31 protein-coding genes are annotated in these 24839 nt (G+C 72.7%); 16 read left to right on the forward strand and 15 right to left on the reverse strand.

Annotated elements, in window-relative coordinates; translation table 11 throughout:
- Positions 1-231 precede the first annotated feature (231 nt).
- Positions 232-1083 carry an RNA polymerase sigma factor SigJ gene (sigJ, locus tag AB0J66_RS00005; protein ID WP_364654258.1) on the reverse strand — a complete coding sequence of 284 codons (852 nt, stop codon included), beginning with the start codon at positions 1081-1083 and terminating at the stop codon, positions 232-234.
- A 99-nt stretch (positions 1084-1182) separates the two neighbouring features.
- Here sigJ and AB0J66_RS00010 point away from each other — a divergent pair, with 99 nt between their 5' ends.
- From AB0J66_RS00010 to AB0J66_RS00020, 3 genes are read left to right on the forward strand one after another with little or no spacing between them, the layout of a single operon-like run.
- A complete protein-coding gene (locus tag AB0J66_RS00010; protein ID WP_364654259.1) occupies positions 1183-1641 on the forward strand; it encodes a carboxymuconolactone decarboxylase family protein in 459 nt (152 codons plus the stop codon).
- Positions 1634-1993 (forward strand): DUF6220 domain-containing protein, encoded by a 360-nt coding sequence (locus AB0J66_RS00015; protein ID WP_364654261.1) that lies wholly within the window; start codon positions 1634-1636, stop codon positions 1991-1993. The genes AB0J66_RS00010 and AB0J66_RS00015 overlap by 8 nt, the downstream gene beginning before the upstream one ends.
- A gap of 12 nt (positions 1994-2005) precedes the next feature.
- Complete coding sequence (locus AB0J66_RS00020) at positions 2006-2536, forward strand: carboxymuconolactone decarboxylase family protein (protein ID WP_364654262.1); 531 nt, start codon at positions 2006-2008, stop codon at positions 2534-2536.
- On the opposite strand, the gene AB0J66_RS00025 is transcribed toward AB0J66_RS00020, so the two are convergent.
- The 6 genes from AB0J66_RS00025 to AB0J66_RS00050 form a co-directional block, all read right to left on the reverse strand.
- Positions 2484-2846: a VOC family protein gene (locus AB0J66_RS00025; RefSeq protein WP_364654263.1), complete on the reverse strand. Its 363-nt coding sequence runs from the start codon at positions 2844-2846 to the stop codon at positions 2484-2486. The two genes, AB0J66_RS00020 and AB0J66_RS00025, sit on opposite strands and share 53 nt — an antisense overlap.
- A gap of 33 nt (positions 2847-2879) precedes the next feature.
- Positions 2880-4343 (reverse strand): GGDEF domain-containing protein, encoded by a 1464-nt coding sequence (locus tag AB0J66_RS00030; protein ID WP_364654264.1) that lies wholly within the window; start codon positions 4341-4343, stop codon positions 2880-2882.
- A 69-nt stretch (positions 4344-4412) separates the two neighbouring features.
- A complete protein-coding gene (locus AB0J66_RS00035; RefSeq protein ID WP_364654265.1) occupies positions 4413-5579 on the reverse strand; it encodes a phosphodiester glycosidase family protein in 1167 nt (388 codons plus the stop codon).
- A gap of 499 nt (positions 5580-6078) precedes the next feature.
- Complete coding sequence (locus AB0J66_RS00040; RefSeq protein ID WP_364654267.1) at positions 6079-7515, reverse strand: SagB/ThcOx family dehydrogenase; 1437 nt, start codon at positions 7513-7515, stop codon at positions 6079-6081.
- 15 nt (positions 7516-7530) lie between these two features.
- A complete protein-coding gene (locus tag AB0J66_RS00045) occupies positions 7531-8001 on the reverse strand; it encodes a flavin reductase family protein (RefSeq protein ID WP_364654268.1) in 471 nt (156 codons plus the stop codon).
- A gap of 67 nt (positions 8002-8068) precedes the next feature.
- Positions 8069-8899 carry a LysR family transcriptional regulator gene (locus AB0J66_RS00050; RefSeq protein ID WP_364654269.1) on the reverse strand — a complete coding sequence of 277 codons (831 nt, stop codon included), beginning with the start codon at positions 8897-8899 and terminating at the stop codon, positions 8069-8071.
- An 80-nt stretch (positions 8900-8979) separates the two neighbouring features.
- Here AB0J66_RS00050 and AB0J66_RS00055 point away from each other — a divergent pair, with 80 nt between their 5' ends.
- The 5 genes from AB0J66_RS00055 (at position 8980) to AB0J66_RS00075 (ending at position 12623) form a co-directional block, all read left to right on the forward strand.
- A complete protein-coding gene (locus AB0J66_RS00055) occupies positions 8980-9705 on the forward strand; it encodes an SDR family oxidoreductase (protein WP_364654271.1) in 726 nt (241 codons plus the stop codon).
- A gap of 23 nt (positions 9706-9728) precedes the next feature.
- Complete coding sequence (locus AB0J66_RS00060) at positions 9729-10874, forward strand: alcohol dehydrogenase catalytic domain-containing protein (RefSeq protein ID WP_364654273.1); 1146 nt, start codon at positions 9729-9731, stop codon at positions 10872-10874.
- Between the two features lie 9 nt (positions 10875-10883).
- Positions 10884-11291, forward strand: a complete 408-nt coding sequence (locus AB0J66_RS00065; RefSeq protein WP_364654274.1) for an RpiB/LacA/LacB family sugar-phosphate isomerase — start codon at positions 10884-10886, stop codon at positions 11289-11291.
- 82 nt (positions 11292-11373) lie between these two features.
- A complete protein-coding gene (locus AB0J66_RS00070) occupies positions 11374-12114 on the forward strand; it encodes a hypothetical protein (protein ID WP_364654275.1) in 741 nt (246 codons plus the stop codon).
- The gene (locus tag AB0J66_RS00075) at positions 12111-12623 is read left to right on the forward strand and encodes a SigE family RNA polymerase sigma factor (RefSeq protein ID WP_364654276.1); all 513 of its coding nucleotides are present in this window, start codon (positions 12111-12113) and stop codon (positions 12621-12623) included. The genes AB0J66_RS00070 and AB0J66_RS00075 overlap by 4 nt, the downstream gene beginning before the upstream one ends.
- A gap of 69 nt (positions 12624-12692) precedes the next feature.
- Here AB0J66_RS00075 and AB0J66_RS00080 read toward each other — a convergent pair whose 3' ends face one another.
- Both AB0J66_RS00080 and AB0J66_RS00085 read right to left on the reverse strand, forming a co-directional pair.
- On the reverse strand, positions 12693-12902 hold the full coding sequence (locus AB0J66_RS00080) for a Scr1 family TA system antitoxin-like transcriptional regulator (RefSeq protein WP_364654278.1): 210 nt from the start codon (positions 12900-12902) through the stop codon (positions 12693-12695).
- A 243-nt stretch (positions 12903-13145) separates the two neighbouring features.
- Positions 13146-13907, reverse strand: coding sequence for an alpha/beta hydrolase (locus AB0J66_RS00085; protein ID WP_364654280.1), 762 nt, complete (start codon positions 13905-13907; stop codon positions 13146-13148).
- Positions 13908-13996: 89 nt separating this feature from the next.
- Between AB0J66_RS00085 and AB0J66_RS00090 the strand changes: the two genes are divergently transcribed.
- The 4 genes from AB0J66_RS00090 to AB0J66_RS00105 are packed head-to-tail and all read left to right on the forward strand — an operon-like array spanning position 13997 to position 16855.
- A complete protein-coding gene (locus tag AB0J66_RS00090; RefSeq protein WP_364654281.1) occupies positions 13997-14842 on the forward strand; it encodes an acyl-CoA dehydrogenase in 846 nt (281 codons plus the stop codon).
- Entirely contained in the window at positions 14836-15561 is a 726-nt protein-coding gene (locus tag AB0J66_RS00095; RefSeq protein WP_364654282.1) for a PIG-L family deacetylase, read from the forward strand. The genes AB0J66_RS00090 and AB0J66_RS00095 overlap by 7 nt, the downstream gene beginning before the upstream one ends.
- Positions 15558-16163, forward strand: coding sequence for a class I SAM-dependent methyltransferase (locus AB0J66_RS00100; protein ID WP_364654283.1), 606 nt, complete (start codon positions 15558-15560; stop codon positions 16161-16163). Before AB0J66_RS00095 ends, AB0J66_RS00100 begins: the two co-directional genes overlap by 4 nt.
- The gene (locus AB0J66_RS00105; protein ID WP_364654284.1) at positions 16160-16855 is read left to right on the forward strand and encodes a glycosyltransferase; all 696 of its coding nucleotides are present in this window, start codon (positions 16160-16162) and stop codon (positions 16853-16855) included. The genes AB0J66_RS00100 and AB0J66_RS00105 overlap by 4 nt, the downstream gene beginning before the upstream one ends.
- Here AB0J66_RS00105 and AB0J66_RS00110 read toward each other — a convergent pair.
- Positions 16830-17690 carry a hypothetical protein gene (locus AB0J66_RS00110; RefSeq protein WP_364654286.1) on the reverse strand — a complete coding sequence of 287 codons (861 nt, stop codon included), beginning with the start codon at positions 17688-17690 and terminating at the stop codon, positions 16830-16832. The genes AB0J66_RS00105 and AB0J66_RS00110 overlap by 26 nt on opposite strands.
- Before the next feature lie 95 nt (positions 17691-17785).
- On the opposite strand from AB0J66_RS00110, the gene AB0J66_RS00115 reads away from it, so the two are divergent.
- Complete coding sequence (locus AB0J66_RS00115) at positions 17786-18898, forward strand: NAD(P)/FAD-dependent oxidoreductase (protein WP_364654288.1); 1113 nt, start codon at positions 17786-17788, stop codon at positions 18896-18898.
- Here AB0J66_RS00115 and AB0J66_RS00120 read toward each other — a convergent pair.
- Positions 18888-19364: a YfbM family protein gene (locus AB0J66_RS00120; RefSeq protein WP_364656010.1), complete on the reverse strand. Its 477-nt coding sequence runs from the start codon at positions 19362-19364 to the stop codon at positions 18888-18890. The genes AB0J66_RS00115 and AB0J66_RS00120 overlap by 11 nt on opposite strands.
- 59 nt (positions 19365-19423) lie before the next feature.
- On the opposite strand from AB0J66_RS00120, the gene AB0J66_RS00125 reads away from it, so the two are divergent.
- A complete protein-coding gene (locus AB0J66_RS00125) occupies positions 19424-19843 on the forward strand; it encodes a hypothetical protein (RefSeq protein ID WP_364654290.1) in 420 nt (139 codons plus the stop codon).
- Positions 19844-19848: 5 nt separating this feature from the next.
- A complete protein-coding gene (locus tag AB0J66_RS00130; protein ID WP_364654291.1) occupies positions 19849-20967 on the forward strand; it encodes a hypothetical protein in 1119 nt (372 codons plus the stop codon).
- A gap of 144 nt (positions 20968-21111) precedes the next feature.
- Here the strand turns inward: AB0J66_RS00130 and AB0J66_RS00135 are convergent, their stop codons facing one another.
- The 4 genes from AB0J66_RS00135 to AB0J66_RS00150 all read right to left on the reverse strand — a co-directional run bounded on the left by AB0J66_RS00135 (position 21112) and on the right by AB0J66_RS00150 (position 23849).
- Positions 21112-21264: a hypothetical protein gene (locus tag AB0J66_RS00135; protein ID WP_364654292.1), complete on the reverse strand. Its 153-nt coding sequence runs from the start codon at positions 21262-21264 to the stop codon at positions 21112-21114.
- Between the two features lie 80 nt (positions 21265-21344).
- Positions 21345-22070: an ABC transporter ATP-binding protein gene (locus AB0J66_RS00140; protein WP_364654294.1), complete on the reverse strand. Its 726-nt coding sequence runs from the start codon at positions 22068-22070 to the stop codon at positions 21345-21347.
- Positions 22071-22125: 55 nt separating this feature from the next.
- Positions 22126-22857: an ABC transporter permease gene (locus AB0J66_RS00145; protein ID WP_364654295.1), complete on the reverse strand. Its 732-nt coding sequence runs from the start codon at positions 22855-22857 to the stop codon at positions 22126-22128.
- Positions 22854-23849, reverse strand: coding sequence for an ABC transporter substrate-binding protein (locus tag AB0J66_RS00150; RefSeq protein ID WP_364654296.1), 996 nt, complete (start codon positions 23847-23849; stop codon positions 22854-22856). The genes AB0J66_RS00145 and AB0J66_RS00150 overlap by 4 nt, the downstream gene beginning before the upstream one ends.
- A 79-nt stretch (positions 23850-23928) precedes the next feature.
- Here AB0J66_RS00150 and AB0J66_RS00155 point away from each other — a divergent pair, with 79 nt between their 5' ends.
- Positions 23929-24837 (forward strand): DUF6282 family protein, encoded by a 909-nt coding sequence (locus tag AB0J66_RS00155; protein WP_364654298.1) that lies wholly within the window; start codon positions 23929-23931, stop codon positions 24835-24837.
- Positions 24838-24839 lie beyond the last annotated feature (2 nt).

Genomic DNA, 24839 nt, shown 5'->3' on the forward strand with positions numbered 1-24839 from the left:
GGCCTCGGGGTAGATCACGTGGTGGGCGCCGACCGAGCGCAGGATCCGGCCGTGCTTGGCCGAGACCGCCTTGGCATGCGCGCCCACGCGGCCCCGTCGGCCCGCCCGTACACCCACGCGGCCCCGTCGGCCCGTCGGCCCGTCCGCGTGAGCCCGTCGGCCCGTCCGCTCGGCTGCTGGGGGTCGGCCGGCAGGGTCGCGGCGGGGATTGGGTTGGGCGGGGGAGGGAGGTCAAGCGGGTGGCCACGCCTGGAGCTTCTGGGGGTTGCGGATGGCCCAGATCTGTTTGATGTGGGTGGGGGTGGTGGCGAACGCCATAACGGTGACGGTGGTGTTGGACTGTTGGATCACCAGGCCGGGGTGGCCGTTCACGGGGCGCTCCAGGATGGTGGTTCGGGGCATGACGCGGAACAGCAGCGTGGCGTACTGGGCGATCTGGGTGTGGCCGTGCAGGGGGTGCTGGGTGGAGCTGGCCTGGCCGCCGCCGTCGGCGGTGATGGTGGCTTCGGGGTCTAGGAGGGCGATCAGGGCCTCGATGTCGTGGGATTCCCAGGCCTGTTTGAAACGGCGGACCAGGAGGGTCTGGGTGGAGAGGGGCGGGGTGGCGGGTGTGGAGTCCCGGACGCGGCGGCGGGCTGAGGAGGCCAGCTTGCGGCAGGCCAGGGGGGTGCGGCCGACTATGTCGGCGATCTCGGTGAAGGGGTAGCGGAAGACGTCGTGCAGGATGAAGGCGACGCGTTCGGCGGGGGTCATGGCGTCCAGGACGACCAGGAAGGCCATGCTGACCGACTCGTCCAAGGTCACGTGGTCGGCGGGGTCGGTGGGCGTGGCGGGAGTCGGGAGGGGCTCGGGGATCCAGGCGCCGACGTAGCGTTCGCGGCGGGCGCGGGCCGAGCCGAGCAGGTCCAGGCAGATGCGGCTGGCGACCGTGGTCAGCCAGGCGGCCGGGTTGGCGATGGCGTCCTGCTGGGAGCGCGACAGGGTGTACCAGCGGGCGTACGCCTCCTGGACCACGTCCTCGGCGTCGGCCAGGGAGCCGGTCAGCCGGTAGGCGAGGTTGAGCAAGTGGCGGCGTTCGCTCATGTCGGTCATGACTACCCGACGGGACAGCGGGGCGGAATGTGAGGGCGGCACATTCCGGCGGGCTGCGTCGTCGGGGAGGGCATGCAGACAAAATCGCGGATGCCTGATCCGATGCCGATGTTCCCCGAGATGGTGCCGCTGGCCGGTGGCCTGGCCAAGCTGGCCGACAACGGGCTGATCCCGCCGGCCACGGTGCACCTGGTGCAGCTGCGCGCGGGGCAGATCGTGGGCAGCACGTACCACACCGTCCGGCAGGCGGGCCTGCTGCGCAAGGCCGGCGTCAGTGAGGAGCGCATCACCGCGGTCGCCTCGTGGCCGGATGCGCCGTACTTCAGCGACGCCGAGCGGGTGGCGCTCGAGTTGGTCGAGGCGGTCCTCACCCCGAATCCGTTCGGGGAGCGGGTCTCCGACGAGTTGTACGCCCGGGCGGCGGCCCAGTACGACGACAAGGCGCTGTGGACGCTGACCCTCGTACTGGCCCAGATCTGTTTCTTCGTGCCGGTGGCGCTGATCGCGAAGCCGATCCCGGGGGCGCCGATCGGGAAGAACTATGCGTAGGGCGTTCGCCGGGCTGGCGGCGGCGCTGCTGCTGCTGCTCATCGTCGTCGCCCAGTTCGTCTTCGCCACCACCGGCGCCTTCCGGGCGAGCTCGTACCGGCTGCACCACGCGATGGGCTACGTGATCTTCTTCGTGCCGCTCGTGATGGCGATCGTGGCCGCGGCGGGTCATCTGCCGGCGCGGCTGATCTGGCTCTGCGTGCTCGTGGTGGCGCTCGACTCGCTGCAGGTGGTGATCGCCGAGGTGGGCGGGCTGTGGACGGCCCTGCACGCGCTGAACGGCATCGCGATCCTCGGGACGGCGGCGCTGATCGTGCGCCGATCGGCGGTGGACATCGGCCGGCCGGCGTGATCGTGTGGGGCCATGCCGCACATCGATCTGCCACCGCTGCCCGGGATCGCCGGGCTGCTGGCCGCCTACCCGGACACCGCCGGAGCGCTCAACGGCCTGGCCGAGACCCTGCTCCGGGGCCCGTCGCCGCTGTCGCCGGCGCAGCGCGAGAGCATCGCCGCCTACGTCTCCCTCCGCAACGACTGCACGTTCTGCTCCGAGACGCACGGGGCGGTGGCCCGCCGCCTGGCCCAGAAGGGCGACGACGCCGTGATGCCGGAGCTGCTGGCCATCGCGGACAAGGTGCGGCTCGGCGGCCACGAGGTGACCGCCGAGGATGTCGCGCGGGCCCGCCGGGCCGGCGCCGACGACCGCATGATCCACGACACCGTGCTGATCGCGGCGGCCTTCAGCATGTTCAACCGATACGTCGACGGCCTGGCCACCATCGCCCCGGCGGAGCCGGCGCACTACGAGCGGCACGCCGGCGTCCTGGCCGAACAGGGTTACCTCACCGCGCCGGCAGCTCCTGCAGCGACCAGCGGTTCCCATCAGGATCTTTGAAGTAGACGAACGTGCCCCAGGCCTGCGGATCCACCTCGCTGCACTCGACGCCCGCCTCCACCAGGTGCTTGCGGGCGTCGGCGGCGCTGGGCACGACGATCTGGATCTCCTGGGTGCCGGGGGTCATGGCGGTGATGCCCTCACCCAGGCAGATGGAGCAGGCCGAGCCCGGCGGGGTCAGCTGGACGAAGCGCAGGCTCTCGTTGACCCGCTGGTCATGGTCGGCGTTGAAGCCGACCCGCGTGTAGAACTCTTTGGCCCGGTCGACGTCGGTCACCGGTACGGGGACGAGCTCGATTTTCCAGTCCATGCCCGACACCGTAGGCCGGGGGTACGACAAGTTTCACGCCGCCGCGGACGAGGATTCGAAGTGTTCCTGCCACACGGCCCAGCGGGTCTGCGGCCCCTGCGCCTTGGCCCGGTACATGGCCAGGTCGGCCCGGTGCACGATCACGTCGTGGGTGAGCTCGCCCGGCGCCGACACCGCGATGCCGATGCTGGCCGCGAGCGGGATCAGCTTCCCGTCGATGATGATCGGGGCCAGCGTCGAGGCGATCCGCCCCGCCACGTCGTACGCCTGCTCGGGGAAGTCGAGGCCGGGCAGGACGACGGCGAACTCGTCCCCGCCCAGCCGGCACGGCAGGCCCCAGCCGGGCACGCACTCGCGCAGCACCCGGGCGAACTCGACCAGCACCAGATCGCCCGACTTGTGCCCGAGGGTGTCGTTGATGCCCTTGAAGCTGTTCAAGTCGATCACCATGACGGCCGTGTGCTTGCCGGCGCGGGCGTCACGGTCGAGGGCGCGGTTCGACGTGGCGCGGAACGGGACGCGGTTGGCCAGCCCGGTCAGCCCGTCCGTCACCGCCCGCTCGTCGCTCTCCTGCTGCACCAGCGTCTGCCGGGCCAGCACGATCGCGCTCATCACGGCGCCGCCGAGAGCCAGCCCGCCCCACGGCCAGAGCGAGCCCTGGCGTACGGCGGCGATCAGCATCATGCCGTTGGCGACCGCGATCGCCGCGAACGGCAGGTAGCGGGCCGTCCGGAGCCGGCGTCGCGACTCGCGGCGGGCGTCGGCGGAGCCGCACTGCGCGACCGCGGCCGCGGCCAGCAGCGCGTCGGCGGTCAGCCAGCAGATGAACTGCCACGGCGAGTTGGTGTCGATCTGCCCGTGGCTGCGCAGGTAGCCGTGCACCGCGTCGCCCGCGAAGAGCACGAGCGCGCCGGCCGTGAGCAGGCGCAGCGGCCGCTGGGCGGAGCCGTGCGTACCCCGCAGCAGCACCCGGGCCACGCTGAAGAGCAGGGCCAGGTCGGCGATCGGGTAGACCGCGGCCGGGACGATGACGCTGCCGGAGAAGCCGTGCGTCTGGATGTAGCCGCCGAACGAGAAGTACCAGAGCAGCATGCTGCCGCCGACCAGCACGATCGACGCGTCCAGGGCCGCCTTCGCGCGCTCGCGGCGCGTCGTGGCCGGCAGGACGAAGAACTGCAGCGCCACGATGAGGGAGACGACGAACGCCACGTGGGTGACGTCGTCCACCACCGTCGTGCCGGCGAGCGCCAGCACCGGCGACACCACCAGCACCAGGAAGCTCAGTGCGACCGCCCGCCAGGCGGGGCCGGAAGCGCGGGCGGCTTGGACGGCGGCGACGAGGCCGATCAGCCCGAACACGCTCCGGCCGGCCTCGGCCACCCCGTCGTAGTGCTCGAGCCCGCCGAACAGCGCCCGCACCGACAGGGCGAGCGCGACCGCGTACAGCAGGGCCAGGCACAGGTACGCGGCCGGCACAGGTCGCTTCCAGTTGCTCATGGTCCCCTCACGGATCCGCCGCCACCGACCTGCCCACGATCGGTAGCGGCGGATCCGACTTGAGGAAGCTCAGCGGTCCCAGACCAGCGCGTCCCCGACCGGCCGCTGCGCCCCGCCGCTCGGGCTGTTCACGACCGCGCCGCCGGCGACCATCGTGGTCGAGCCGCCGCCGTCCAGGTTGATCGCGTCGCGCAGGCCGAGCGCCCGGGCCACCGCGGCCGTCTCGTCCATCGTCGTGCCCACGCTCGTGGTCAGCCGCCCGTCGATGGTGGCGAGCACCAGATCGCCGTGGCGGTTCGTGCCGGCGATGGTCCGCGGGTTGCGGTCGAAGAAGCTGCCGGTACCGTCCGGGACGACGATCTCACCCCGCGCCAGGAGCCGGTAACGGCCGTTCACCGCGTACGTCCCCGGCTTGATCGGAACGCGCCGGCCGGACTCGTCGGTCACCGTGTGCGAGATCCGCAGGCAGCCGTGGGCGAGCGCGGTCAGGGCGGTGGCCTGGTCACCGGTCGCCTGCAGGGAGGTCTGCCCCGTGACGAGCGCGGTTCCGCGCGTGGCGGCGACCCGGACCACGCAGCCGCGCTTGTCGAGCACGACCTCGGCGCCGTCCCCGGCCGGCGTCCGCGCCCCGAACTCGGCCGTGAACTCGGCCACCGCGGCCGACGGGTCGTTGATCTGCGCGATCGGCAGCGCGGCCTTCGAGCGGGGGTTCACCACCGTACCCGTGAAGGACAGCTTCCCGACGGCCATCTTGTTGCGGTGCGAGTCGATGACCAGATCGGCCTCGGCCACGTCGGCCGTCGGCTCGCTGAGCAGCCGGCCCCGGTAGACCCCGAGCCCGACCGGCGTGCCCGGATAGAGCTGGCTCGCCGTGAAGGTGAAGAACGACGCGTTCACCCCGGCCACGGCATCCTCGGCCGCGACCAGGTCACTCACGGTCTCGGTGCGGGCCAGGTCGGCCCCGTACGTCGCCTTGAGGTGCCCCTTCGCCCGATCCGGGTCGATGGTCAGCACGGTGACCCGCCACGGGCCCTTGGTGGTGGTGTTGATCTCGCCGGCCGGCGCCGGCTCGGTGCCCCGCACGATCCGCGTCAGCGTCACACCGCGTTCGAGCGTCTGCACTGCCCGCGTCTCGGTCAGACCCGCGTCTCCCAGCGGCAGCTTGTCAGCCGAAGCCGGATTCCCGGCCGGCACCAGCGAAGCCAGCAGCACGCCGGCAACCACGTGATGAATCATGATCGATATCGTGCGCGCCCGATCCGACATCCACCTGTCCGTGCGTTTAAGGGCAAACCCCCTGGGAGGTACGCCTTAACCCCGAACCCGCAGACCCTGGCCGAACCCGCCCGGGCGATCAGCTGAGTGCAACTTCCTCTCCTCACCGGCTTCCGGCCGGTTCAGTGGTCACTCTTGGTTTCTTTGAATCCGCCCAGCCGCCTGGCCCGGCCTGTCACGTGGCGGCACGCGCGTGACGGCCTGTCGCGCGTGGCGGCAGGGCGGCGGCAAGCGCGTGGCGGCACGTGGGCGGTGAGACGCGGCCGGTGGCACGCGCGACCCGCAACGGTGGCCGCCCGAGCGCCTGGCCGCCGAGCGCACCACCGAACTGGCCACCTGCCGGCGTCACCGAGCATCACTGGGTGGGTTACGCGACGGCGGCTGCTCGGCCGCTCCTACGCCGGCCGGGCACGTTCCGTGCCCCGGTGCTGCTGGTGGGCGCGCGCTGGCAGTGCGCGGGCTATTCGACGAAGCGGGGCATGACGCTGCGGACCTCGACGGGGGCGCCGGGGGCGCCGCCGGGGCGGGACTTGTACTCGCCGATGCCGACGCAGGTGAACAGCAGGGTCACCAGGTCGTCGGGCTCGTGCAGGAAGGCGGCGATCTCCGAGTCCAGGAACGTCATGCCGGTGGCGGTCGCGCCGGTGGCGTACGCGGCCAGGTGCAGGCGGCCCTCGACGATGCCGGAGGCCAGCTGGGCCTCGCGGTAGGAGCGGTCGTCGAGGGAGCCGGCCGGCGTGGCGGCGATGACGACGTACGCGGCCTCGGCCGCCAGGGACTGGCCGAGGCAGATGCGTTCGAGCTCGCCCGGGAGGTCGCCCGTGGTGAGGGGCGTGTCGAGGTCGGGCCAGCGGTAGAGGCCCGGGGCGAGGTCGTCGACGCCGTGGGCGACCACCCAGTGTGGGACGTCGATGCCGCGGGTGGCGGCGGCCATGGCCCACTCCAGGTCGGCCCGCGGCACGGTTTTCGTGCGGTCCATGCGCCGCTGCGAGCCCCGCTTGTTGATGACCGCGTCGATCGACGGGCCGCCGGGCCCGGCGGGGGTCTCCGGTCCGGCCGGCCAGGCGTCGCCCAGGGTGTCGCGGTCGCCGGCGTGCTGGGCCGCGGTCACGAGCGGGAACTCGGTCGGCGGGAGGTCGCCGGATGTGGCCTTGCCGGTGGGGGTGATCGCCGGGGCGGCGTCGCCGAAGGTCAGCAGGGCCACCGGGAACTCGTGGGTGCCGTCGGCGCCGACCAGTTCGGCGATCCGGGTGTCCGGGAACAGGGTGCGCAGGCGGGGCGCGAGCCCGGCGGCCGAGGACGTGGCCTCGAGCTGGGCGATCAGGGTGCCGGCGTCCCAGTAGATGTGCCGGAAGCCGCGCTCGGCGTAGCGCCAGCCGGTACGCCAGGGCACGCCGGTGACGACGAGGGTGGTGGCGTCGCCGTCGGCGGGCGGGGCGATCTGCCGCAGGGCGTGCTCGAGGGGGTCGTACCAGTGCACGCCGTCCGGCACACCGGTCACGCCGCGGGCGGAGACGTAGACCTCCAGCGGGAAGCGGGCCCCGGCCGACCCGGCGGCGCGGAACATGGAGCGGCGGCCGTTACGCTCGGCGGTCCGTACGACACCGGCTCCGAGGAAGAGGATGCGGCCCAGCTGGGCCGCATCCAACGGCTGGGCCGGCGCGGGCGCGCCGGACAGGACCGCGGTGGCGGGCAGTCCGGGGTCCGGCAGCTCGCGGGGGAGGTCGACCGTGGACAGGCCGGCCGGGTAGTCCTTGTAGAACGGGGGCAAGGTCGAAGGGTCGTTCGGGGTGAGGTCGTGCCGCACCCGCGGGTCGTCGACCGGAACGTTCCATTCACGGTCGGTGCGGTAGGACGTGAGACGGTGCAGCAGGCCGGCGCCGGAGTCGAAATCCACCCGGACAGACTGCCATCAATCCCCGGCGTGGACGAACTTCCGGTCGTGGTAGACGAGCCGGCCGCCGGCCGGGCCGAGGAGAACCTCGTGGACCGCGGCGACGACGACGGTGGAATCGCCGACCGGCAGGCGGTGCAGGGGCGTGGCCCGCAGCGAGGCCAGCGCGTGGCGCAGCGCCGGCTCACCGGTGGGCAGGAAGGTCCAGCCCTGATCCTCGGTGAACCGCGGCCCGCCGGTGGCGGCGAAGTGCCGGGCCACGTCGGCGCTGGCCGGCCCGAGCAGGTTGACCACGAAGCTCTCGGCCCGCAGGAGGGCGTCGGCCGACCGGGTGCCCATGGCCGAGAACGACAGGGCCGGCGGGTTCACCGAGACCGAGGCCACGCTGGAGGCGGTCAGCCCGACCGGCCCGTCCGGGCCGACGGCGGAGATGACCGCGACCCCGGTCGGATAGCGCCGGAAGGCCGCCTTGAACTGCTCCGCGATCACAGGGTTCCCTTTGCCGTCGTACGTCCGCCGCGAAGACGGTAAAACCTGAAGTCCGCTTGAAGTCAAGCTAGAGGCGGATCGCGGTGCGGATCAGCGTGGCCAGGGCGCGCGAGCGGCTGTGCGGGGGCCAGGCGATGACCGTGGTGACCTGCGGGGCGTCGGGGACCGGGACGACGGTCAGATCGGGCGGGAGCAGGGACCGGCACGACTCGGGCAGGACGGCCACGGCCCGGCCGAGGGTGATCAGCTGGAGCAGTTGGGTGTTGTCGCGGACCTCGGGGCCGGAACCGCCGGCGAACGGGCCGCGGTGACCGGGCCAGCGCGGCAGGGGCTGATCGTCCAGCTCGGTCATGCTCAGCGACGAGCGCCGGGCCAGCGGGTGCCCGGACGGCAGGACCAGCACCTGGCCCTCGGTCGACAGCTCCTCGGTGTCGAAGCCGACCGTCGAGTCGAACGGCAGGTGCAGCAGGGCCACGTCGGCCCGGCCGTCGCGCAGGTAGGACTCCTGCTCGGCCACGCCGCACAGCACGACGTCGATCGGCACGGAGCCCGGCTCGGCCGCGTACGCGTCCAGCAGCTTGGGCAGCAGGTCGCTCGAGGCGCCGGCCTTGGTGACCAGCACCAGGCCGGGGGTGTCGGTGTCGGCGCGCCGGGTGCGGCGCTCGGCGGCCTCCATGGCGTCCAGGGCGGCACGGCCCTCGCGCAGCAGGACCGTCCCGGCCGGGGTGAGCGCGACGGCACGGCTCGTGCGGGTGAACAGGGTGACGCCGAGCCGGCGCTCGAGCAGGCCGATGGCGCGCGAGAGCGGCGGCTGGGCGATGCCGAGCCGGTCGGCGGCGCGGCCGAAATGCAGCTCCTCGGCCACCGCGACGAAGTAGCGCAGCTCGCGGGTCTCCATGCCGCGAACGATACCCGCCGGGTATCGACGGGTATCGGATCGGTGTTGGTCGCCGGAGCGCCGGGCGACACGATCGGTGCATGAGCGAAACGAAGATTGCCCTGGTCACGGGGGCCAACAAAGGCATCGGGTACGAGATCGCGGCCGGCCTGGCCGCCCGCGGTCACACCGTCGGCGTGGGCGCACGCGACGACCAGCGACGCGACGCCGCGGTGGCGAAGCTGCGGGCGGGCGGGGGCGACGCGTTCGGCGTACCGCTGAATGTCACCGACGACGCGAGCGTGACCGCCGCCGCGGCCTTGATCGAGGCCGAGGCCGGCCGTCTGGACGTGCTCGTCAACAACGCGGCCATCACCGGCGGCTGGCAGCAGGCGCCGACCGAGACCGACATCTCGACCGTGCGCGAGGTGATCGACACGAACGTGCTCGGCGTCATCCGGGTCACCGACGCCCTGCTGCCGCTGCTGCGCCGGTCGGCGTCCCCGCGGATCGTCAACATCTCCAGCAGCGTCGGCTCGCTGACCCGGCAGGCCGGGCCGGGCGACGAGACCGGGCCGCTGTCGATGGCGTACGCCCCGTCGAAGACGTTCCTGAACGCCGTCACCATCCAGTACGCCAAGGCGCTGAAGGACACGAACATCCTGATCAACCTGGCCTGCCCCGGCTTCGTGGCCACCGACCTCAACGGGTTCCGCGGCGTCCGTACGCCCGAGCAGGGCGCGGCCACGGCGATTCGGCTGGCCACCCTGCCTGACGGCGGGCCGACCGGCGGATTCTTCGAGGACGCGGGTCTGGTGCCCTGGTGAAGTGATGCTCGACGATGGAACGCATGAGAGCGGTGGTCGCCCACGAGGGCGTGCTCGGCGTTTCCGACGTTCCGCTGCCGTCGCCCGGGCCGGGCCAGGTGCGCCTGCGCGTCACCCGGGCCGGCATCTGCGGCTCCGACCTGCACGTGCGGGCCGACCCGGACCTCAGCGCGGACGTCGCGGCCGAGGTCGGCTACCCCGACTTCATGCGGGCCGGGCAGCGGGTGGTGATGGGCCACGAGTTCACCGGCGCCGTCGACGCGTACGGCCCGGGTTGCCGGCGGCGCTGGCGCCCCGGCCGCGCCGTCGTCGCGCTGCCGCTGATCCGGCACGGCGACGGCATCCACATGATCGGCCTGTCGGCCCGGGCCCCCGGCGCGTACGCGGAGTACATGCTGGCCGCCGAGGACGCCACCATGCCCGTCCCGCCCGGGCTGCCGCCGGACCTGGCCGCGCTCACCGAGCCGCTGGCCGTGGCCGCCCACGCGGTCGCCCGGGGCGAGGTCACCGCCCGCGACGTGGCGGTGGTCGTCGGCTGCGGCCCGATCGGGCTCGCGGTCATCCTGACGCTCAAAGCCCTGGGGGTACGCCACGTGGTGGCGGGCGACTACTCGGCGGGCCGGCGGGAGCTCGCGTGGGCGTGCGGCGCCGACGTCGTGGTCGACCCGGCCGTGGAGTCACCGTGGGGCCTGCTGGGCGACGGCCCCGTCATGTCGGCGCCCGCCCTCTACGGCACCGGGCTCGACGCGCTGCACAAACTGCGCAGCGTGCCCGGCCTGCCGTGGTGGACCGCGGTGAGCACGGCCCAGCGGCTCGGTGTGGGCCCGCGCGGCGCGGTGGTCTTCGAATGCGTCGGCGTGCCCGGTGTCATCGAGGACATCATCACCCACGCGCCGTTCCGCTCCCGCGTCGTGGTGGTCGGCGTGTGCACCCAGCCGGACACGTTCCGCCCCACCCTGGCCAGCAACAAGGAGATCGACCTGCGGTTCTCCTTCTGCTACGACCCGGCCGAGTTCCGCGCCACCCTGCACCGGCTCGCCCGCCGCAGACTCGACCCGCGCCCGTTGCTCACCGGCGTCGTCGGCCTCGACGGGGTGGCCGGCGCCTTCGAGGAGCTGGGCCGGGCCGGCCGCCACGCCAAAATCCTCGTCGACCCGTGGCTGAAATAGGCTGACGTCATGCGAGTGGCCTTCGGCAGCGACGACGAGAACGACACCACGCGCGCGGTGGCTAAGGCCATCACGGACGCCGGCCACGAGCTGATCCGCCCGGCCTTCGACGACTGGCCCTCGCTGGGCCGCGCCATCGGCGAGGCGGTGGTCGAGGGCCGAGCCGACTCCGGCGTGGTCATGTGCTGGACCGGCACCGGCACCGCCATCGCCGCCAACAAGGTCCCCGGCGTCCGCGCCGCCGTCGCCTGGGACCCCTGGATCGCCCGCGGCGCCCGCCTCTGGAACGACGCCAACGTCCTCGCCTTGAGCCTGAAGCGCCTGGCTCCCGACGTAGCGGTCGAGATCCTGCGGGCCTTCCTGGCCGAGCCGACCCCCGACCCGGACGAGGCGGAGAACATCAAAGCCCTGGGCTGAGACTTGGGTCACATATGAAACAGGGTGGTCGCCTCGACCCGTGGAGACACGGAAACTGCCGGCGATCCGAGGGATGACCACCATGCGCGAAGAATTTCGAACGATCGAGTGGGCCGAGCCGCCGATCGGCGATCTCGTTGAGGGGGCGGTGGCCCGGGGCCGCCGGATGCGGACCGCGAGGCGGATCCGGGTCGGCAGCGCCGGCGTGGCCGTTCTCGTCGTGGCCGGCCTGGCCGCGATTCCCCTTGTCCGCGGCACCGAGGGATCGGCGCCGGCCGCGCCCCCGGTCGTCGCCGCGGCAGCTCCGTCCGCGGCGGCGAGCAGCTCCACACCCACTGCCCCTCGGGTCAAGGCCACGCCGGCCGGCCTGCTCGAGCTGCTGCGGCAGAACCTGCCGGAGGGCAAGACCAGCCACTACGCCGGCATCACGGAGGGCAGCGACGTATCGGTGCAGACCTTCCTCGACCGCGGCACCGGGCCCGGCATGATCCGGCTGCACGTGATGACCCGCAAGGAGTCGGCCTTCTCCGACATCGGCACCTGGATCCCGCTCGGCAACGGGACGAAGTACATGACCCATTCGGTTCCCGGCAACTGCTTGCAGGGCACCATCGTCTACGTCCATCACCCCGACGACACCCTCCTGCAGTTCGACCTGGCCACCTGCCCGGCCATCGGCGGCACGAAGATCAAGCAGCCGCTGACCGCCCGCGAGGCCGCCGAGGTGGGCGCGGACCCGCGGTGGGGCCTCAAGATCGACCCGGAGCTGAACCGGAAGGGCGCGGCCGCCTTCCCGCACCTGTCCACGGTGTTCCCCAAGTGAGCAGCGCCGACGACGACTTCGTGGAGTACGCCAGGGCCTCCGCGAGCCAGTTGCGGCGCACCGCCTACCTGCTGTGCCGCGACTGGGACCTGGCCGACGATCTGACCCAGACGACGCTGGGCCGGATGTTCGTGCGGTGGCCGCGGATCTCCCGGCGCGACAACCCGCACGCCTACGCCCGGCAGGTGCTCTCCCGCGCCTTTTTGGACCACCACCGGATCAAACGCTCGCGGGAGGTGGTGACGGCCGAGTTCGGCGATGTGCCGGGAACGAGTCAGGACGCCGATTTGCGGCTCACCCTCATCGACGCGCTCGGCCGGCTGTCACCACGCGACCGGGCCATCGTGGTGCTGCGCTACTGGGAAGACCTCAGCGTCGAGACGGTCGCCGAGATCCTCCGCCTGCCGCCCGGCACAGTCACCTCCCGAAGCGCCCGCTCCCTGGCTCAGCTACGGCGCCTGCTCGGCCAACCGGCCGGGCCGACACCCGGGAACTCGCTGTTCGCCTGACCCCTCCGGACGAGTCGGCGTGGTTGCCACCACCTACGCCCACTCCCGACCCGGGCGAGGCCGAGAACGTCAAAGTCCTGGGGTGACGCTTCCCATGAGTTCGACCGATCGCCGCTGATCGAGACAACGCTCGGTCAGCTCGGCGAAGTGCCGCTGGAACTGCGCGACCTCGGCCGCCTGCTTCACGAGATGGTGGGTGCCGCGGTACTGCTCCAGGTAGACGATGTCCAGATCGTGCGCGCCGGGGAACTCCAGGATCGCCGCGGCGGTGCCCAGCAACGGGTGTTCGCCGGCGTCGTGCGGGAGGATGCGGAGGTCGATAGCGGGGCGTCACTTGGCGGCGTGCCACTCGAACTCGCGGGAGACCTGCTCCTGGGTGAATCCGGCGGCCTCCCGGCACGTTTCAGTTCCGCCCCCAGACGGCGGCGGCGAGTCGTCGGGCCTTCTTCGACAGACACCGGACATCCCCCCGGCGCCGATCCTGCCAGCGGGTAGGCATCGAGCACCACCGTTGGATACCAGTCAGGTCGCCAGGTAGGCGAGCAGGATGTCGAGCCAGGCGGCGGGCTGTTCCAGGTGGGCGTCGTGGGCGGCGTCGGCGATGACGCGGTGGGTGACGGCGGGGCGGGTGTCGAGCATGCGGGTGAGCTCGGCGGCCGCCAAGGTGCCGTTCTGGCCGGTGACGAGCAGGGTGGGGGCGGTGATGCGGCTCCACTCGGGCCAGCGGGCTTCGGCGGTCACGGCGTCGATGGCGGCCTGCATGATGTCGGGGTCGAAGCGGGGGTGGAAGCCGTCGGGGCGCTCCTCCAGGTCGCGGAGCCAGGCCTCGGTGATCGGAGCCGGGCCCAGGAAGGCGGCGGCCGCCTCCAGCGAGGGGAACGGGGTGGGCCAGGAGGCGAACCATTCGCCCAGTTCGGCGCGGGCGCCGCCGCCCACGCCGGCCTCCAGCATCACGAGGCGGCTGACCAGCTCGGGGTGCCAGGCGGCGGTCAGCATGGCGGTGTGGCCGCCCATCGACTGGCCGACCAGGGTGACCGGGGCGCCGGGGGAGACCTCGTTGATCAGGGCGACGACATCCGAGACGTACGCCTGGCGGGAGAGGTCGTCCGGGCGGCGGGTGGATCGGCCGTGGCCGCGCTGGTCGAGGGCGACCGCGAAGTAGCCGGCGCCGGCGAGAGCGTCGGCCGTGGGGAGCATCTCCCGGGCGCTGCCGGCCAGGCCGTGCAGCAGGACGACCACGGGGTCGCCGGGGCGGCCGCGGGACAACGAGGCGAGATTGAGCACTGATTGAGTTTCCCCGGCCCGGGTACAGCGGGCTAGTGATCAACTCGCTTGACTTGCCTCTGCCGGGGCGGGGCGCCACCGCTGAACGCTTGCGTATCCTGACCGCCCTCGGCCGCGACGACCTCGTCCGGGCGCGCCTCGGCGAGGGCCACGCCGACGCCGTCGCCATCCGGGTCGAGCTCGGCGACCTCAATGAGCCCACAACCCCGCCGGGGGAGAGGTGGGGTGTCTGGGCGGCGGCGCCTTCGTCCGTACGCGCGGAGCTGACCCCCGGCGGCTGGCGTCTCACCGGCGATCGCCCGTGGTCCTCCGGCGCCGCCTGGTGCACCGACGCGCTGGTGACGGCGGCGGCCGACGACGGCATCCGGCTCTTCGCGGTGCGCAACGCCGCCCCGCACGCGCAACCGCTCGACGGCACCTGGCCGGCGGTCGGCATGGCGGGCAGCGACAGCCGGACCGTCCACTTCGACGCCGCGCCGGCCCGGCCGGTGGGCGAGCCCGGCCAGTATGTCGACCGGCCGGGCTTCTGGCACGGCGGGATCGGCGTCGCCGCCTGCTGGTTCGGCGGCGCCCTGGGTGTGGCCGACCGCCTGCTCGGGGCCGACCTCGGCCCGCACGGCCTGGCCCACCTGGGCGCGGTCGGCGTGGCCCTGGGGGCGGCCCGCGCGGTGCTGGCCGAGGCCGCGGCCGAGATCGACGCCGACCCCGCGAAGAACCAGCAGCGGCTGGCGATGCGGGTGCGCGCGACCGTCGAGGCCACCGCGACCGAGGTGCTCGAACGGGTGGGCCGGGCGCTGGGCGCGGGGCCGTTGTGCCGCGACGAGGCGCATGCGCGCCGCGTGGCCGACCTGACCGTGTACCTGCGCCAGAGCCACGCCGAGAAGGACCTCGAACAGCTCGGCGTCCTGCTGCAGGAGGACGGCAAACCGTGGTGACCGAGATAGCCGGGACCGGCACGGCCGAGGCGACCTGGCTGGGCTGGGCGGCGATGACGCGGTGGCCGGTGCTGCCGCTCGAGCCCGGGCCGCGACCGCCGCTGGTCGTCGCCCCGCACCCGGACGACGAGATCCTCGGCGTGGCCGGGCTGATGGCCACGCTGGGCGCGGTCGAGCTGGTCGCCGTGACCGACGGCGAGGCGTCACACCCGGGATCGACCGTGTACACGCCGGAGCGGCTCGCGGCCGTCCGGCGCGAGGAGACCGCCGAGGCGATGGCGCGTCTTGGGCTCGGCCACTCGGCCGTGCACCGGCTCGCCCAGCCCGACGGCCACATCGACGAGGCGAGACTGGCCGACGAGCTGGCGACGCGGCTGACAGCGGGGCAGTGGTGCCTGGCCACCTGGCGCGGCGACGGTCACCCCGACCACGAGGCCGTCGGCCGGGCCGCGGCCGAGGCCTGCGCGCGAACGGGCGCGCGGCTGCTCGAATATCCGATCTGGACCTGGCACTGGGCCGAGCCGGACGACCCGCGGGTGCCGTGGGACCGCGCCCGGCGCATCCCGCTGACCCCGGAGGCCGTGGCGGCCAAGCAGGCGGCCATCGAGGCCTTCCCCAGCCAGATCCACCCGCTCGGCCCGGACCCGGCCGACGCGGCCATCCTGCCCCCGCACATCCTCGCCCGCTTCGCGCGCTCCTTCGAGGTGGTTCTGGCATGACGACCCCGATCGCTTACTTCCAGGAGATGTACGCGGCCAGCGCCGACCCGTGGAGTTTCGAGACCCGCTGGTACGACACCCGCAAACACGCGCTCACGGCCACCGTCCCACCGGCCCGGCGCTACCGGTCGGGGTTCGAGCCCGGCTGCTCGACCGGCCGGCTCACCGCCCTGCTGGCCCAGCGGTGCGACCGCCTGCTGGCCGTCGACGCCGTGCCGGAGGCGGTGGACACAGCTGCGGCCCGGCTGGCCGGCGTGCCCGGGGTGACCGTGCGCCGCGCCGAGATCCCGGCGGAGTGGCCGGACGGCCCGTTCGATCTGGTCGTGCTCTCCGAGCTCGGCTACTACTTCGACGACGCCGACCTGGCCACGCTGATCGAGCGGGCCGTGGACTCGCTGGAGCCCGGCGGCGACCTCGTCGCGGTGCACTGGCGCTGGCCGGTCGACGAGCACGCGCGCTCCGGCGACGACGTGCACCGGGCCCTGGCCGCCGCGCCCGGCCTGACCCGGCTCTCCCGGCTGGAGGAGGCCGACTTCCTGCTCGAGGTCTTCACCAAGTCGGATCAGGCCCGGTCGGTGGCCCAGCGGGAGGGGCTCGCGTGAACCGGCTGGCGGTGATCGTGCCCGCCCACAACGAGGAGCTGCTGCTGCCGGGCTGCCTGACCGCGCTGCGGGCGTGCGAGGCCGACGTCCCGGTCGAGGTCGTCGTGGTGGCCGACGCGTGCACCGACGGCACGGCGGCGGTGGCCGCGGCGGCCGGGGCGCACGTGGTGGCGGTCGAGGCCGGGAACGTCGGCCGGGCGCGGGCCGCCGGGGCCGCGTACGCCCTGAGAGCCGGCGCCGAAGGTCTCTGGCTGGCCACCACGGACGCCGACAGCCGGGTGCCGGCGGGCTGGCTGCGATGGCAGCTCGGGCACGCCCGGGCCGGGGCCGACCTGCTGATGGGCGCCGTACGGGTGGACGACTGGCTGCGCTGGCCGGACGCGCTGCGCGCCGTCTACGAGGCCACCTACCTCGGGGCGGCGCAGGCCCACGTGCACGGGGCCAATCTCGGGTTCGGGGCCGAGGCGTACGTCCGGGCCGGGGGTTTCCCGCCCCTGAGCCACGACGAGGACCACGGGCTGATCGCCCGGTTCCGCGCGACCGGGGCGACGATCGTGACCGACGCCGGCTGCCCGGTCAGCACCAGCTCCCGCCCCGTGGCCCGCGCCCCGCACGGCTTCTCGGCCCACCTGGCCACGCTGGCCGCCGGACTGCAGCCGACGGGTCTCAGCCGTTGCGGTGGTGCCGTTTGACGAACGTGTAGCCCGGGGCCAGCTCGCCCGCGCCGATCTGGGCGTTCTCGACCGCTTCCTCGTGGGCGCTCAGCTGCTTCTCCGACGGGTGGGCGCCGGGCGGCAGGCGGCGCACGAAACCTCGCACCCAGTGGTCGCGGCGGTCGGCGCCCTCGCCCTGATCGCCGTCCTCGCCGGGGAAGTCGACCTCCTCGACGAGCGGGGCGTAGAACAGCATGTCGGCCGTCTTCTCACCCTCGGCCGGCGGGTAGGAGGGGTAGCCGGACGAGTCGACGCTGCCCTCGACCCGCGTCAGGAAACCCTCGCGGATCAGCTGATCGACCGCGTTGCGGAGCAGGAACTCGGCCTTCGCGCCGCGGCCCAGGCTCACCTTCTCCTCGGGAATGACGGCGCTTCCGTCCTCGAAGACCCGCCCCTGACGGCGGACGGCATTGAGCACCTGACCCCGGTTGGACTTGCCCGGGTCGAACTCGCGGGTGACCACCTTCGGGTCGTACTCGTGGAAGTAGTCCACCCCGTCGACCCGGACCGGCTCGTCCAGGGCCGTGGTCCGCACCACGACGACCTCCCGGGCCGCGTGCCAGGTCACCGTGACCAGCACTCCGGGCCGCACGTCGGGCGGCCAGGAGACGCCGGTGAACTCCCACTCGACATCCTGGCGCAGCGTGGACGCGAACTCGGCCCGCACGGCCGCCACCCCGCGCTGCCTGTGCTCCATCACCACGGTGACGGTGTCGCGGTCCGCCAGCTCCCGCACGCACTCCTCGGGCGCCGCGCAGACGGACCCGTCGATGTCCGCCCGCCACAGCGCGAACCGCCGCGTCGCCGTCCTCATGCTCGCCCTCCGTACGCCCTGGCCGGGTCGAAGATACCTTGCGCCGGCGGCACCCCCGGTGACGTCACGGCCGGTGGTCGAGGACACTGCTGCGCATGGCAAAGGTGACTGTGCTCGGCGCCGGGGCGGCCGGGCTGGCGGTGGCGGCTCAGCTCAAGACCCGCGGGGTGGACAGCGTCGTGCTCGAGCGGGGGCCCGGGGTGGCCACGAGCTGGCGGGGACGGTACGACCGGCTGAAGCTGCACACCGTACGGCGGCTGTCCGGCCTGCCCGGCCTGGCCATCCCCCGGGAGTACGGGCGATGGGTGCGCCGCGACGACCTCGTGCGCTACCTGGAGGCGTACAGCCGGCACTTCGACCTCGACGTGCGAACCGGGACGACCGTCGAGCGGGTCAAGCCGGGCGGCGAACGATGGTCGCTTCAGCTCGCGGACGGCGGGGAGCTGACGGCCCGCACGGTCGTGGTGGCGACCGGCTACCTGCACACACCCGTCGTGCCGGAGTGGCCGGGGCTGAGCGACTGGCGGGGGACGCTGCTGCACTCGGCGGCCTACCGCAACGCCGAGCCGTTCCGGGGCAAGCACGTGCTCGTGGTCGGGCCGGGCAACAGCGGGGCCGAGATCGCCACCGACCTGGCCGAAGGCGGCGCGGCCTCGGTGCGCCTGGCCATCCGGACGCCCCCGCACATCGTGCGCCGCTCGACCGCGGGATGGCCGGCCCAGATGAACGGGCTCGTGCTCGGCGGCCTGCCGGAGCGGGTCTTCAACACGATGGCGGCCACCATGGCCAAGATGGAGATGCCGGACCTCAGGCCGTACGGAATCGAGCGCCCGGCCGAGGGCCTGAAGACGCGCCTGCGCAAGTACCGCTACGTGCCGCTGCAGGACGTCGGCATCGTCCGCGACGTGCGGGCGGGACGGGTCCAGCCGGTGGCGGCGGTGCGAGGCTTTACCAGCGACTCGGTGCAGCTGGCCGACGGGACGAGCGTGCAGCCGGACGTGGTGGTCGCGGCCACCGGCTACGGCACCGGGTTGCGCGAGCTGTTCGACGATCCGGCGCTGTTCGACAAGACCGGCGTGCCCTTCGTCCACGGCGGGCCGGCGGCGCGGCCGGGACTGTTCTTCATCGGCTACGACGTGACGCTGGGCGGCATGCTGCGCCAGGCCGCGATCGAGTCGCGCCGGGTGGCCCGCACCGTCAAGCGATGACGAGGACGACCGCTTGGTTCGCGGCGGCGGCGGAGAGGTAGAAGTCGCGCAGCACGGTGAAGTTGGGCGCCAGGTACGACTCGAAGTCGGTGTCGTCCCAGTACTGCGGGTAGACCTCGGCCTCGGTCAGGGCGGCCGGATCCCACCGGGCCCGCAGGGCGTCGGCGGTGATCGGGCTCAGGGCGGCGGCGACGGCCTGGACCTCGGCCGGCTGAAGCAGGCGGGGCGGGCCGTAGCCGTTGTCGTCGCCGATCTCGGCGCCGCCCAGGATGGCCGAGCCCGCGCCGTCGGCGATCTCCCAGGTGGTGCCGGTCAACAGGTAGTGCAGACCGTGCCAGGACTTGTCCAGGTCGATCTCGCTGTCCGCGTCGCCGGACTCGCCGTGGATCAGCGCGTCGATCGCCTCCGGATCGTCGATGACGCCCTGCAGTCTGCCGGCCGGCACCCGGCGCCCCACGAAGATCATTCCCACGCCCTGACGGTACAGGCGGCGGGCCGGTGGCGCGCGGGCCGGATAATGGCGCGGTGAAGCTGCTTTCGGGGGAGGGCGCGGGGATCGAGCTACGACCCGTCGCGTACCAGTTCGACCGGGCGCCCGGCGACGACGAGTGGGACCGCAACTGGCTCGTCATCCGCGGCGACGTGACGGCCGGCGGTGAGGGTGGCTGGACCTTCCGCGACCCGTGCCTGACCACGTGGGAGGCCCGTTCGCTGGGGGCGTGGCTCCGGGCCGGCGGCGCGGGCGACCCGCTCGAGTTCGTCGAGCCGTGCCTCGCTTTTGAGATCATCATGCGGTCGGGAGATCAAGTACACCTGGCCGTACGCCTGTCCGCGGAGGCGGCGCCAAGAGGTGACCGTGAATTCGTGGTGCCGCTCGACGCGGCCGGGATGACTCAGGCCGCCGATGAGTGGGAGACGGCGTGCGACGCCTTTCCGGAGCGGTAGCCGCCGTGGGGCTGGTGGTCGCGGTCGCTGCTGCTCCGGCACACGCCGCGCCGGTGGCTGCTGGCGCGGTCCACGCCGCGCCGGTGGTGGCTGCCCTGGACCGCGCGGCTTCGGCTCAGGCGGCGGCGGGCGGGCAGCGGGTGTGCCGGATCGGGGATACGCGGCTCAACGAGATCTCGGGGATGGCGGCGGTCGCGGGCGGCTATGTGGTGGTCAACGACGGGGCTGATGATCCGGCGGGGCGGCGGATCTTCTTTCTGGACGGGCGCTGCAAGGTGGTTCGGACGGTGGCCTATCCGTCGCGGCCGCGGGACACCGAGGATCTGGCCGTGGGGGCGGACGGCACGGTGTGGGTGGCCGACATCGGGGACAACTCGGCCACGCGGGAGACGGTCGGGTTGTGGCGGCTGGCGCCGGGCGCGCGGGCGCCGGAGTTGCTGCGGCTGAAGTATCCGGACGGCGCCCATGATGCCGAGGCGCTGCTGGTCGGCCCGGACGGCACACCGATCATCGTGACCAAGACGCCGCTCGCGGCGGGGGCCTATGTGCCGGCAGGGGCGTTGAAGAAGACCACAGCGCTGAAGCAGGCCGGCAACGTGCGGCTGCCTCTGAGCTCGACCAGCAATCCGTTCTCGCTCGGGGGTCGGCTGGTGATCACCGGGGGAGCGGTGAGCCCGGACGGCAAGCGGGCGGTCCTGCGGACGTACGCGGACGCCTTCGAATTCGACGTCCCGGACGGCGACGTCGTCGGGGCGATCACCGGCGGCGAGCCACGAAAGACGCCGCTGCCGGACGAGCCGCAGGGAGAGTCGATCACCTACAGCCGCGACGGCAGCGCCCTGCTGACGGTCTCCGAGGGGTTGAAACCGGAGATTCTCCGCTATCCCACCACCGATCCTGATAAATCCAGCGAACCCTCGCCCTCGACTGGTGCTTCGACGGCCCCGCCCGCGACGGCCCCGGCGCCAAGCCCGGCGAGCCCATCGGCTGCGCAACCCCAGGCGGCCACCCCCGCCTCTGCGGCAAAAGCATCCGACCGCGTCCCGCTAGGAATCGTGCTCACCGGGGCGGCCCTTGCCGCAGCCGCGATCGGCATCTTGATCGGGCGGCGACGACGCCGCTGAGAAGGCTCGCGGAACTGCCGTTACGCGTAGCCGGCAGCGACCGCGGTGGTTACCCCGCGTCGGCCGCCGGCGCGGCGGTGGTGGCGTTGGTGGTGTTGCTGGGGTGGGGCGCTGATGCTGGGGGCGCCGGTCGCCGCGGTGAGGTCAGCTGCCCAGGGCGGCCATGCAGCTCGCGGCCAGGATGAGCAGGACGGCGACGATCAGTCCGGCGCGCTGCCATGGGGTCAGGCGTTCCCACAGCCGGGGCCGGGGCCGGCCCGGCCACTCGTCGGAATGGCGCGGTGTCCGGTGTGGCACCGGGCAAGTCTCCGCGCCTCCGTGATCGGCTAAATCGGCATTTCGGATGATGTCCCCTCGTCGAAAGGACCATCGACGGTCTAGTGGAGCAGCTCGTGCAGGCGGGCTGAGGTGGTGGCGACCTGCTCGAGGTGGGCGTTGTAGCCGAACGAGCGCGGGCGGGGGATGTCGATGGGGACGATCTCGCGCAGGCGGCCGGGGCGTTCGCTGAGGACGGCCACGCGGTCGGCCAGCAGGACGGCCTCCTGGATCGAGTGGGTCACGAAGACGATGGTGGTGCCCAGCTCGAGGTGGATGCGCTGCAGTTCGACGGCCAGCTCCTCGCGGGTCAGGGCGTCCAGGGCCGAGAACGGCTCGTCCATGAGCAGGACCTTCGGCTTCTGGATGAGTGCCCGGCACAGGGCGACCCGCTGCTGCATGCCGCCGGAGAGCTCGTGCGGGCGCCTGGTGCGGAACTCCGCCAGACCGGTCATCTCGAGCAGCTGCGCGGCGTCCTTCTCGGCGTTCCAGCCGAAGATCTCGGCCGGCAGGAGCACGTTCGCCTCCACCGAGCGCCAGGGCAGCAGGGCCGGCTGCTGGAAGACCATCGCCACGTCCCGGCGGGGCTCGGTCACCGGTGTCCCGTCGATGGTGATCGTGCCGCGGGTCGGCGCCAGCAGTCCGGCGATCATGCTGAGCAGGGTGGACTTGCCGCACCCGGAGCGCCCGATCAGCGTCAGGAACTCCCCGTGCTCCACGGTGAGCGTGATGTCGGCGAGCGCCTCGAGCTCCTTGAACGACCGCCCCACACCGGAAATCGTGATCATGCGGCTGCATCCCGGGACGAGCTGATCAGGCCGCCGCGCGGCCGGGCCGGAGAGTTCACGGGGCGGCGCTCCAGGGGATGACGAGGCGCTCGACCGCGGCGACCAGATAGAACAGGATGACGCCGGCCAGGGCGAGCAGGACCAGGGCGGCGAAGGCCATCGGGGTGTCGGCCGAGGCGCCGGAGCCGGTGATGACCGAGCCCAGGCCGCGGTCGGGGCTGACCACCTCGCCGATCACGGCGCCGATGATGGCCAGCGGGGTGGCCACCTTGAGGCCGACGAAGATCTGGGGCAGGGCCCACGGCAGCCGCACCTTGACGAAGGTCTGCCACCAGGACGACTTCAGCACGCGGGCCAGCCGCTGCAGCTCGGCCGGGGTCGACGACAGGCCGGCCATGGTCGCCACCACGATCGGGAAGAAGCTCACCAGCACCACCATCACGATCTTCGGGGTGTTGCCGAAGCCCATCCACACCAGCAGCAGCGGAGCCAGGGCGACCTTCGGCACGGCGTTCACGGCGGCCAGCACGGGCATCGTCATCTGCTCCACCGTGCGCGAGGCGGCCAGCGCCACCGCCACGGCCAGCCCGCCGGCCACGGCGATGCCGAAGCCGATCAGCACCCGGCCCGCCGTCACCCAGGTCTCGCCGAGCAGGAAGCCGGGCGTGTTCCCGAACGTCTTGACGACGTCGCCGGGTGACGGCACGTAGAAGGGATCGATGTCGAAGACGATCGTCGCGGCCCACCACAGCCCGATCGCGATGGCGGCGCCGAGCACACCTTTCACTTGATGAAGCTCGCGTCGACGACCTTGTCGGCGGTCAGCCCGGCCGGCATGAGCCCGTTCCTGGTCAGCTCGGCGATGCCCGCGTCCACCCGCGCGGGGTCGAACGCGCCCAGGGGGCGGCCGGGCGGCGAGACGTACGGCTTCATGGCCTCGATCTCCCCGATGGCCGCCGCCGTGGTCGCGGTGGGCTCGGCCTTGTGCAGGATGTCGGCCGCCTCAGCGGGGTGGTCGATCGTGTACTGCAGGCCCTTCATGGCCGCGCCGACGAACCGCGCGACCAGATCGCGGTCACTCGTGATCAGGCCCTCCTGGGCGATCACGGCGTTGCCGAACAGATCGGTCAGATACTTGCTGTACGGGAGCACGACCACCTGCTTCTTGGACGCCGTCTCGAGCGCCTTCTGACTGAGCAGGAACGTGCTGAGCGCGTCGACCTTGCGCTGGGCCATCAGGCTGTTGAGCGCCGTCGTCTGCGCGCCCTGGATCTTCACCTTCGACGGGTCGAGGCCGGCCAGCTTGGCGTACGCCGGGAAGAGCAGCTCGCTGACGCTGCCGGTGGCCGTCGCGACCGTGCGCCCGGCCAGGTCGGTGGGCTGGGCGATGCCGGTGTCGGCGGTCGTCATGATCGAGACGAGGGTCTGCTGGTGGACGGCGGCCACGGCCCGCCAGTCGGTGAACTTGCCGAGCCCGGCCTGGATCTCGGCCCCGGTGAAGTCGAGCGCCCCGAACTGGGCCTGACCGGATTTGATCATCGTGAGGTTCTGGACGTTGCCGGCGCCCTTCTGGATGTCGACGTCGATGCCGGCGTCGGCGAACCAGCCCTTCTCCTTGGCCACCCAGATGAACGAGTCCCGGCCGACCGCGCCGAACGCCGTCACGTACGTGACCTTGTCCTTGTCGTTGCCCTTGGCCTGCTCGTCTCCGTTGCCGCCACAGCCGCTGACGGTGATCAATACCGCGGCCAGAGCCGTCATCGCGATCCGTCTGATCATCTCGCGCACCCCGCTATAGATCTGGATCTATCGAGATGGGATCGTAGACGCGATTGTCGACGATATCCATGGGGGTCTTATGCCCGATCCGTCATCCTCGGCGCGCGAGATCGTCGCCGGGGCCTACGACACCCACGTCCACGTCGCCCCCGACGTCATGGAACGCCGGATCGACGACCTCACCCTGGCCCGCCGGTGCGCGGAGGTCGGCCTCGCCGGTTTCGTGCTCAAGTCCCACTACGTGACCACCGCCGAGCGCGCCTCCGTCGTCCGCGCGGCCGTCCCCGGCGTCGACGCCCTCGGCGCGATCACCCTGAACGGCTCGATGGGCGGCATGAACCCGGCCGCGGTGGAGATCGCCGGCCGCCTCGGCGCCCGGATCGTCTGGATGCCCACCGTCGACTCGCGCAACCAGCGCACCAGCACCGCCGGCGACCTGCCCGGGGCCAAACCGGCGATGTGGGGCGCGCTGCAGGCCGACCTGCACGCCCAGGGCATCGTGCCCGACATCGTCGAGGTGGTGGCGCCCGACGGCACCGTCCTCGACTCGGTGCGGCAGGTGCTGCGGGTGGTCGCCCGGCACGACATGGTCCTGGCCACCGGCCACCTCGCGGCCGGCGAGATCGTCGCTGTGGTGGCGGCGGCGCGCTCCGAAGGCGTACGGCAAATCGTCGTCACCCACCCGGAGTTCACCTCCCAGCGCTTGCCCGTCGAAGCCCAGATCGAGCTGGCCCGGATGGGCGCGCTGCTGGAGCGCTGCTTCACCACCCCGCACACGGGCAAGGTGGCCTGGGACGACCTGTTCGCGAACATCCGTGCCGTCGGCGTCGAGCACTCGGTGCTCTCCAGCGACCTCGGCCAGCCGTTCAACCCGCCGGTCGAGGACGGCCTCGCGCTGTTCGCCGACCGCCTGCTCGCCGCCGGTTTCACCGGCGACGAGGTACACACCATGGCCGTCACGAACTCGCGCCGCCTGGCATCCTCATGACC

The sequence above is a fragment of the Actinoplanes sp. NPDC049598 genome, assembly GCF_040675435.1.
Classification (GTDB): Bacteria; Actinomycetota; Actinomycetes; order Mycobacteriales; family Micromonosporaceae; genus Actinoplanes.